The sequence below is a fragment of the Thauera phenylacetica B4P genome (assembly GCF_000310225.1).
Classification (GTDB): Bacteria; Pseudomonadota; Gammaproteobacteria; order Burkholderiales; family Rhodocyclaceae; genus Thauera; species Thauera phenylacetica.
Genome location: NZ_AMXF01000037.1, coordinates 19993 through 28363, shown reverse-complemented (window position 1 = coordinate 28363; position 8371 = coordinate 19993). Strand labels below are relative to the sequence as shown.

At 68.2% G+C, this 8371-nt stretch carries 6 protein-coding genes; 5 read left to right on the top strand and 1 reads right to left on the bottom strand.

Translation table 11 applies throughout. The features are described 5' to 3' along the window. Nucleotides 1-98: 98 nt before the first annotated feature. Entirely contained in the window at nucleotides 99-1187 is a 1089-nt protein-coding gene (ocd, locus tag C667_RS07580; RefSeq protein ID WP_004359793.1) for an ornithine cyclodeaminase, read from the bottom strand. A gap of 144 nt (nucleotides 1188-1331) precedes the next feature. On the opposite strand from ocd, the gene C667_RS07575 reads away from it, so the two are divergent. From C667_RS07575 to C667_RS07555, 5 genes are all read left to right on the top strand, one after another. Next, nucleotides 1332-1754 (top strand): Lrp/AsnC family transcriptional regulator, encoded by a 423-nt coding sequence (locus C667_RS07575; protein ID WP_004359791.1) that lies wholly within the window; start codon nucleotides 1332-1334, stop codon nucleotides 1752-1754. 83 nt (nucleotides 1755-1837) lie between these two features. Continuing rightward, nucleotides 1838-2983 (top strand): CRISPR-associated ring nuclease Csm6, encoded by a 1146-nt coding sequence (gene csm6, locus C667_RS07570; protein ID WP_004359789.1) that lies wholly within the window; start codon nucleotides 1838-1840, stop codon nucleotides 2981-2983. A gap of 121 nt (nucleotides 2984-3104) precedes the next feature. Beyond that, entirely contained in the window at nucleotides 3105-4211 is a 1107-nt protein-coding gene (locus C667_RS07565) for a hypothetical protein (RefSeq protein ID WP_004359786.1), read from the top strand. Between the two features lie 15 nt (nucleotides 4212-4226). Beyond that, on the top strand, nucleotides 4227-7178 hold the full coding sequence (cas10, locus tag C667_RS07560) for a type III-B CRISPR-associated protein Cas10/Cmr2 (protein ID WP_004359779.1): 2952 nt from the start codon (nucleotides 4227-4229) through the stop codon (nucleotides 7176-7178). A 1-nt stretch (nucleotide 7179) separates the two neighbouring features. After that, nucleotides 7180-8331 (top strand): type III-B CRISPR module-associated Cmr3 family protein, encoded by a 1152-nt coding sequence (locus tag C667_RS07555; protein ID WP_004359775.1) that lies wholly within the window; start codon nucleotides 7180-7182, stop codon nucleotides 8329-8331. Nucleotides 8332-8371 lie beyond the last annotated feature (40 nt).

Below are 8371 nucleotides of genomic sequence, written 5' to 3'. Positions count from 1 at the left end.
GACCCGCAAGGCCTCCGGCCCCATGCTCGCGCCGCGAACTCCGGCGCCGACGTCGGTGGGCGCCCCGATCAGACTGACTTTGAGGCCGTTCATATGGATCAGAGCGCCTCAGCCTTCAGCCGGCCGAGCGCCGCGTCCACAAACGCATCCGCGTCGATGAAGCCGAACAGGTTCTTCGGATCTTCGAGCGTCGGGATCAGCGACAGGCGCTCGGCCATGCCCAGCTCGAGCGCGAGGTCGCGCATGTAGCGCAGCGCCGAGTAGTCTTCCAGCGCGAAGCCGACCGAGTCGAAGATCGTGACCTGGGCCGCGCTCGTGCGCCCCTCGATGCGGCCGGCGAGCACCTGCCAGAGCTCGGTCACCGGGAAATCGGCGGGCATCTGCTGCATGTCGCCCTCGATGCGCGACTGCGGCTCGAACTCGCAGAACACCGGGCCGCGCTTCAGCACGTCAGCGTGCAGCTCGGTCTTGCCCGGGCAGTCGCCGCCCACGGCGTTGATGTGCATGCCCGGCTCGATCATGTCGGCGGTGAGGATGGTGGCGTTGGTCTTGTCGGCGGTCACCGTGGTCACGATGTCGCAGCCGCGCACGGCCTCGCGCACGCTGTCGAAGGCGCGCCAGGCCAGGCCCATGCGCTCGAGGTTGGCGGCGAGCTTGCGGGTGGCCGAACGATCGACATCGAACAGATGGAAGACCTCGACGCCCAGCAGGTGGTGGAAGGCGAGCGCCTGGAACTCGCTCTGCGCGCCGTTGCCGATCAACGCCATGCTGCGCACGTCCTCGCGCGCCAGCGCCCGTGCGGCCACCGCGGACATCGCGGCGGTGCGGATCGCGGTGGTCAGGGTCAGCTCGCTGACCAGGTCGGGGGTGCCGGTCTCCACGTCCGCCAGCACGCCGAAGGCCATGACGGTCGGCAGGTTGAAGCGATGGTTCGACGGGTGGCCATTCACGTACTTGAAGGCGTAGCTGCGGGCGTCGGACACCGGCATCAGCTCGATCACGCCGACGTCGGAGTGGCTGGCGACGCGGGCGCACTTGTCGAAATCGTTCCAGCGCAGGAAGTCCTGGCGGATGTAGCTGGCGACGCCGGCGATGCAGTTGGCCAGCCCCTTGCGGCGCACGATCTCGGCGACGCGCTCGGCGCTCAGGTACTGGGTGTTCAGGCGTTTGGCGGTGGTGGCGCTCATGTCGGGTCTCCGTCCTCGTTGTTCGGTGTGATGCTGCGATGGCAGTATCTTGACGGAATCCCTTGCCAGACAGAATACGCAACTCTGTATCGAAAACGTCAGTTCATAGGCACAATTGACAGGTCGAATTGACGGAATGCTCGAATGGACACCCTGGACCACCAATTGATCGGGCTGTTGCGCAACGACGCCCGCCTGAGCGTTGCCGCGCTCGCGCACAAGCTCAAGGTCTCGCGCGGCACGGTCACCAACCGCATCACCCGCCTGGAGGACCAGGGCATCATCGTCGGCTACACGGTGCGCCTGCGCCCCGACGCGCAGCCGCACGACATCCACGCCTGGACGAGCATCGCGGTCGAGGGCAACGAGACGCGCGCGGTGATCGCCAGCCTGCTCGGCGAACCCGCGGTCGCCGAGCTGCACGACACCAACGGCCGCTGGGACCTGCTCGTCGGCCTGCGCGCGGCCAACCTCACCGAGCTGTCGACGGTGCTCGAGCGCATCCGCCTGATCAAGGGCATCCAGAGCAGCGAGACCAGCATCCACCTGAAGACCTACCGGGTCTGAGCTTCGGCAAGCTTGCGGCGCGCTTGCCTGGCCGTGTTTTCGACTATAACCACGGCATTGTCCATCCGGTCGGTCGCCCAACCATGCAAGCCGAAGCCCCCCGCACCTGCTCCCGCCGTATCCTGCTCGCCGTCACCGGCCTGTCGCCGCAGATCGTCACCGAAACGCTCTATGCGCTCGCGATCGCCACGGATCCGCCCTTCATCCCGACCGAGATCCATCTCGTCACCACCGCCGAAGGCGCCGAGCGTGCCCGCCTCGCGCTGCTCTCGGACAAGCTCGGCTGGTTCCATCGCCTGTGCCTCGACTACGCACTGCCGCCGATCGCCTTCGACGCCACGCACATCCATGTGCTACGCGACACCGACGGTCGGCCCATGAGCGACATCCGCAGCCCGCAGGACAACCTCGCCTGCGCCGACTTCATCACCGAGCAGGTGCGCACCCTCACCGCCGATCCCGACACTGCCCTCCACGTCTCGATCGCCGGCGGGCGCAAGACCATGGGCTTTTTCCTCGGCTACGCTCTGTCGCTGTTCGGCCGCCCGCAGGACCGCCTCTCGCACGTGCTGGTCTCGGAACCCTTCGAGAACACCTGGTCGTTCTTCTACCCCACCCCCTACGAGAACGTCATCGAGACCGCGGACAAGAAACTGGCCGACGCGCGCGACGCCCGCGTCAGCCTGGCCGAGATCCCCTTCGTCAGCCTGCGCCACGGCCTGCCGAGCGCGCTGCTGGACGGCCGCGCCAGCTTCAACGCCACCGTCGACGCCGCGCGCGCCGCCCTCGGCCCCGCGCGCCTGGAGATCGACCTCGGCAGTCGCGAAGTCCGCGCCGCCGGCCGCAGCTTCCGCCTGCCACCGGCCGAACTGGCCATTCTCGCGGTCTTCGCGCGGCGCGCCCTGGCCGGCGAACCCGCCCTGCCCGCACCGCCCAAGGACGTTCCGGACATGGCCTGGGCCGCGCGCTACCTGCGCGAGCTGCGCGCCATCGTCGGCCCCATGCGCGACCTGAGCTCGGCCGAGCACGCCCTGCGCGGCGGCATGGACGGCAGCTACTTCTCGTCGCGGCTGTCGAAGCTGCGCAGCGCACTCGACAAGCACCTCGGCGCGGCCGCCAGCGCCTACCGGATCGATGACGGCGGCAAGAAGCCGCATCGATATCGGCTGGCGCTGGCGGCGGAAGCGGTGCAACTGCTCGAACCGGGCGGGCGCGCAAGCTTGCGATAGCAGGGCGCGGCATTTCGCACGGCTAGACTTCTCAGGCCATGCGAATATGCCTATTCAATCCATGGGGGCGAGCCCCATCCTAAGCGGCGCCGCATCCGGCCCCTCGAACCAGAGAAGCGAAATGATCAAGAACATTTACCGCCTGCAGCTCGCCAGCCCCGCCTTCCTCGGCGATGCCGATCAAAGGGGCGCCTGGCGCACGCCGCCACTGAAGGCACTGATCCGGGAATGGTGGCGGATCGCCGTGGCGCCCGAGCTTGGCTACGACGAGCAAGCACTCAGGCAGCGGGAAGCCTCGCTGTTTGGAACAGCCGCTGACGATAGCCGCAGCGACAACCAGCAAAGCCGCATTCGACTTGCCCTACAGGACTGGCGGGAAGGCAGCCTCAAGAGCTGGGCGGACGTTAATCCATCCGATCGAGGCAAGCCGGGCGCCGATCCGAAGGTGCGGCATCCGGAGGTGCGGCATCCGGAGGTCGATTTCGGCGGTGGCATGATCGGCAGTCAGCTTTACCTTGGCTATGGGCCGCTCCAACTCGCAAAGGGGCAACCCGCCCCCAAGCTCAAAGACGACAAGCCGGCCCTGAAGGATACGGAGACCAACCTGCTCAAGCTCGCCTTCCCGGATATTCATGCCCACGAGATCGGCATGGCAGTCGGCCTCGCCCACTGGTTCGGCACCATCGGCGGACGCAGCCGCAACGGCTGGGGTTCGCTCGCCTGGCAAGCACTCGACGACTCGCCCACCTTGCAAGCCCTGAGCAAAGCGGCATTGCAGCAGACGGGGTGCGTACGTCCCCTGACTCGCTGCCTCGATCTCGACTGGCCACACGCCATCGGCAACGACGGGAAGGGCGTGTTGGTCTGGCAGAGCACACAGACTTTCGCCCACTGGCGCGAAGCAATGAAATTTCTCGCGCAGACCAAGATCGATTTTCGCTTCGCGCTCGGCTTCACCACCGGGGAAAACAGCCCGAGGGTGGAGCCGCGCCACGTGATCGCATACCCGATAACCAAACACCATGTCGGTCGATGGGGACGAAACGTCCGCCTCGCCAACACCCTGCGCTTCAAGCTCAACGCCGAAGCCGACGGCACGCTGCGCGCACTGATCTACCACACCCCCTGCAAGCCGACCCTGCCCCACCACGGCATCAACCTACTCGACACCTGGCAACAGGTGCACCGCCACCTCGACACCACCCCCCAGCTCACCCGTCTTGCCTGACCCGATAGGCCCGCCATGTCCGAACCCACGCAAAACATCTGGCTCGCCAAGCTCGCTGCCTGGACCCACGACCCCGCAGAGAAGGCCCTGGTCCTGCTGCGCGACCCGGCCGGCCATGAAGGCGGCACGGTCCGCGAACTCCAGCAGACGCTGTTCCCCAGCGGCATCGGGTCGCTCGCCGCCCACGTCAAACGCGCCGACCACTGGGCCAGCGCCGCCGACCGTCCGCAGTTCCCGCGAGACAGCAAGGACGGCCGCTACGCCGCATGGACACAAGTGCGCTTTTCGGAGTCCCCGACCCTGATCCACCCGCTCTCCGGCACCGCCTACCCGCTGCGCAAGCTGGAAATCGAAGCTGCGCACATCAAGGCTGCCTCGACCGCACACTTCAAGGGTCTGATCGAACGCGACGCCAACGGGCAGCCCGACATACGCAAGACAGCGCTAGCCTTCTGGCGCTTCGGCCCGGAGATCGACACCGACGGTCTGCGCGCACTCTGGCAACTGCTGCCGGCCGACACGCGCATTCCCGACCACACGATCTGGACCCACCTCGACCTGTCGGCAGCCTTTGCGTCGTCGTTTGCCGCCGATGAAAGCGCCAGCCCCGCGCTGCTGTCGATGAGCTTCGGCCCGGTGCAGGACTTCATCGCCCAGGCCCGCACCACCTCCGACCTGTGGGCTGGCTCGCACCTGCTGTCGCGCATCGCCTGGCAGGGCCTCAAGGTGATCTGCGAGCGGCTCGGACCGGACGCGGTGATCTTCCCGCAGTTGCGCGGCGTGCCGCTGGTCGACCTGTGGCTGCGCGACGAAGTCGGCATCCACGCCGACCGCTTCGCGCAATGCGAATGGGCGAAGGACTCGAACCGCACCGACGCCAACCCGCTGTTTGCTGCAGCCCTGCCCAACAAGCTGGTCGCCATCGTGCCCGCTGCCCAGGCGCGCGAACTGGCAGAGGCCGTCACACGGGCCGTGCGCGATTTCGTGCGCGACACGGCCGCCGCCATGCTTGCCGATCTGCTCGAGGCGGCGGGGATCACGAACAACCCTGAGCTGCCCTGCCACAGCCAGCTCGCCGCCCAGCTCGACGGTTTTCCCGAAGTGCATTGGGCGGTCGTCCCCTTCGCCCCGTTGGTCGAAGAGCGCACCGGCGAAGTGCCAAACACCACCGAGCTCAAGAACGCAAGTTCGCCCTTCTTCGGCGATGGCGGTTTTCTCGCCAGCCCCGCCTGGCAGCGCCTTTCCAGACCGCTCGATCTCGAAGGCACGCAGTTCTATCGCCCCAATGCTGGCGTGCTCTACCCCGCCATCTACGAACTGCTCGATCGTCTCGCCGCCAGCGCCAAGAGCGTCCGCACCGCGCCCCAACGCCCCAACGGCGGCGAACAAGGCTACCGCTGCGACCTCACCGGCGAAGCGGAATGGCTCACCCACGACCGCGCCCACCTCACCATCCCCAAGGGTGAGCGCAAGCAGGCCCCGACCCTGTGGAACCTCGCCGCCGAGCGGCGCCCCGGCATCAGTCGCAAGGATGAGCATCTTTCAGCGCTCGCGATGCTCAAGCGCCTGTGGCCGAGCTGGTTCGTCAAGCAGGAGCTGGGCGAATCCTTCGGCATCGACACCCAGCGCTTCGTCATCTCCACCCACACCCTGGCGATCTCAACCTCGCTGGAACGCTGGCTGGCAGCCGGCGCCCCGGTCGACAAGGGCGCCCGAGAACTGCTCGACAAGGCCCGCGCACCCGGCAGCGAACGCGCCGCCCTGCCGCGCCGCCTGGTGCGCACGCTCTACCGCGGCAAGGAATTCGACGATGATCAGCGCACCCTCGCCCGCGCCCTCCCCGCGTTGATGGAGCGCGACGCCAGCGACGACCCCGAAGCGCGCAACGATACCGCCGACCTGGCCTTCAAGCTGCTCGGCGGCAAGCCCGAAGCCTATTACGCCCTGATCCTGCTCGACGGCGACAAGATGGGCGCCTGGATTTCAGGCACCGACGATGCCGTTCAGATCAAGACCCGTACCACCTTCCATCCGCAGATCCGCGAGCGCATGAAGGCGCACTTCACCCGCACCGAGCATCAGGACTACCTCGATGCGCCGCGTGCCGTCTCGCCCAGCCGACACATGGCGATCTCGAGCGCACTCAACGCCTTCGCGCTCACCCTCGCGCAAGACATTGTCGAAAACCGCTGCAAGGGCAAGCTGATCTATGCCGGCGGCGACGACGTCATGGCGCTCGTCGCAGTCGACGATCTGCTCGCCTGCCTCAGCCTCCTGCGCGCCGCCTATGGTGGACTGCCCGTCACCGATACCCTGCGCGACACGCTTGGCGTCGACCTGACGCGCCCCACCGAACTGCGCCTCGGCGGCGGCCACGCCGTGCTCGACGGCAAGCTGCTGCGCCTGATGGGCGAACGCGCTACCGCCAGCGCCGGCGCGGTCATCGCCCATCACAGCGCGCCGCTGGGCGCCGTACTGCGCAGCCTGCGCCAGGCCGAGAAACGCGCCAAGAACCGCGGCGGGCGCGACGCCTTCTCCATCACCCTGCTCAAGCGCGGCGGCGGCGCCACCGAGCTCACGCTGCCCTGGCGCCTGGCCGACGCGCCTACGCTCGACGACTCACCCATGCAGGCCCTCGCCGCGCTGACCCGCTTGTTTGCCGGCGACGACACCTCGCGCAAAGCCGCCTACGTCACCCAAGGCTGGCTGCCACACCTCCCTTCAGCCGCACAGATGCCCCGGGAGGAATTGCAGGCCCTCGTCACCCGCAACCTGACCTACCAGATCAAGCGCCAGAGTGCCGGTGACCCGGTCGCGCAGGCCCAGGCGCCGCTGCTGGCCGACAAGCTTGCGAGCGTCGCCTTCCACCCACGGCTGGGGGACACTTCTCCGGCCGAAACCGTCCGCGACGTGCTCGCCGTCGCCGAGTTTCTCGCCCGCGAAAGCCGCGCCCTCAAGGATCGCTGACATGCCCTCGAGCTCTTCCACCGCCCTATTCATCGAACCGCTCGACGTCCTGATCCTGCGCGGCAACAAGCTGTTCGCCGACGCTGGTAGCCACGGCGAAGCCCTCATGCCGCCCTGGCCCTCGGTCGCCGCCGGCGCACTGCGCAGCCGCATCCTGATCGACGCAGGCATCGACCCCGCCGCTTTCGCCGCCAGCCGCGCTTCGCTCGCGCCGGAGCTGTCGGCCGCGCTCGGCAGCGTCGCGCAGCCGGGCAGCTTCCGCATCGCCCATTTCGGCCTCGCTCGCCGCCCTGGAAAGGATGGAGATGCCGCGTTCGAAGCGCTGCTGCCGCTGCCCGCCGACATCAGCGTGGATGAGCAGGGCCACGCGACGACGTTGCAGCCTACGCACCTGCATGCCGCGCTCGCCAACAGCCATCCCCTGCCGCTTCCGCCCACCCTGCTGCAGCCCGCCGCCGGCAAGCCGAAATCCGGCCTGTGGCTGACCGCTGCCGGCATCGCCGCCTGGCAGCTAGGGCAGGCGCTCTCGGCCGTGCAGCGGCATTGGGTCGCCGCCTCCGAGCTGTGGTCGCTCGACAGCCGCCTCGGCATCGCCCTCGAGCCTGGGCGCAACACCGTGGCCGACGGCCAGCTCTACACCAGCGAAGCGGTGGCGCTGAAGCCGAGGGTGGGCTTCGTCGCCCAGATCACCGGCGCCGATGGGTTGATCCCCCAGGGCGGCCTGCTGCGCTTCGGCGGGGACGGCCACGCCGCCAGCGTGAAAGCCTGCGCCGTGTCTCTGCCACGTGCCGACACCCGCGCACTCGCCAGCGCCCGACGCTTCCGCCTGCTCCTCACCAGCCCGGGCATTTTCCCCGACGGCTGGCGGCTGCCCGGCATGCAGGCCGATGGCCGCTGGCATTTCCATGGCGCCTCGGCCCGCCTCGCCAGCGCAGCGCTGCCACGACTCGAAACCCTGTCCGGCTGGGATGTCGCCCTTCACAGGCCCAAGCCCGCCCTGCGCGCCGTCTCCACCGGCAGCGTGTACTGGCTGGACGACTTCCAAGGCGATCCGGCCGCGCTCGATGCCCTTGCCGACGAAGGCCTGCCGCTCGACGATCGCTCGCGCCGCGCCGAAGGATTCAACAACTGCCTGCTCGCCGCCTGGCACTGAAGCGCCCGTTCGGCCCTCACATCCACGAAGGACACCCACC

Excerpts from the sequence above, each read along its gene's own strand:
- ocd (WP_004359793.1), bottom strand. The coding sequence starts at position 1,187 with ATGAGCGCCACCACCGCCAAACGCCTGAACACCCAGTACCTGAGCGCC.
- C667_RS07575 (WP_004359791.1), top strand. The coding sequence starts at position 1,332 with ATGGACACCCTGGACCACCAATTGATCGGGCTGTTGCGCAACGACGCC.
- csm6 (WP_004359789.1), top strand. The coding sequence starts at position 1,838 with ATGCAAGCCGAAGCCCCCCGCACCTGCTCCCGCCGTATCCTGCTCGCC.
- C667_RS07565 (WP_004359786.1), top strand. The coding sequence starts at position 3,105 with ATGATCAAGAACATTTACCGCCTGCAGCTCGCCAGCCCCGCCTTCCTC.
- cas10 (WP_004359779.1), top strand. The coding sequence starts at position 4,227 with ATGTCCGAACCCACGCAAAACATCTGGCTCGCCAAGCTCGCTGCCTGG.
- C667_RS07555 (WP_004359775.1), top strand. The coding sequence starts at position 7,180 with ATGCCCTCGAGCTCTTCCACCGCCCTATTCATCGAACCGCTCGACGTC.